The organism is Microvirga tunisiensis (assembly GCF_009296175.1).
Taxonomy (GTDB): Bacteria; Pseudomonadota; Alphaproteobacteria; order Rhizobiales; family Beijerinckiaceae; genus Microvirga; species Microvirga tunisiensis.
In genome coordinates this window covers 1-542 of sequence record NZ_VOSK01001002.1, presented here as the reverse complement: position 1 = coordinate 542, position 542 = coordinate 1, and the positions used below count along the sequence as shown (strand labels likewise).

Sequence of the window (542 nt, the reverse complement as noted above, 5' to 3'; positions counted from 1 at the left end):
TGGAAAGCGCGTTGCCCGGATCAGTCGCCGACTTGCACCGCCTGGCCCGCCGCGAGTTCGGCCGCCTGCAGCAACGGCCTGAGCTCATCACCAGCTTCTTCCGGCACGCAGGTCTCTCCGTTGCAGGCCTTTAGTGAAGATCATTAAGAGGCTGGTGAGCAATTATCTTTCCTTTCGCGTGAGGCGACGCAGCAGGATGCGGCTCATGGCGAGATAGAGCAGCATTTCACCGGTCTCGACCAAGCGTTCGTAGTCCTTGGCGAGCCGCCGGTTGGTAGTGAGCCAACCGATGGTCCGCTCCACCACCCACCTTCGCGCGAGCACTTGAAAGCCACTCGGGCGAGTCGGCGGCTCTGCGCCAGCCCGCATCCAGGTGCCGCCGCTCCACCAGTGCTGCGGAATGGACAATTGCCAGCCCAGCACATTGCGCAACCAGTCTTTCAGCCCACGATATGCCGTGTCAGCCCACATCCGCTCGATCGCCGGAAAGAGATGCTGCAGACCCTCCAGCAGGAGTTCGGCTCCGGCGCGGTCATGGAGGT

General features: G+C 62.7%; 1 protein-coding gene. It reads right to left on the bottom strand.

Annotated elements, in window-relative coordinates; genetic code table 11:
* Positions 1-162: 162 nt before the first annotated feature.
* The coding region (locus FS320_RS44925; RefSeq protein ID WP_152718834.1) for a transposase at positions 163-542 on the bottom strand (380 nt) is incomplete at its 5' end.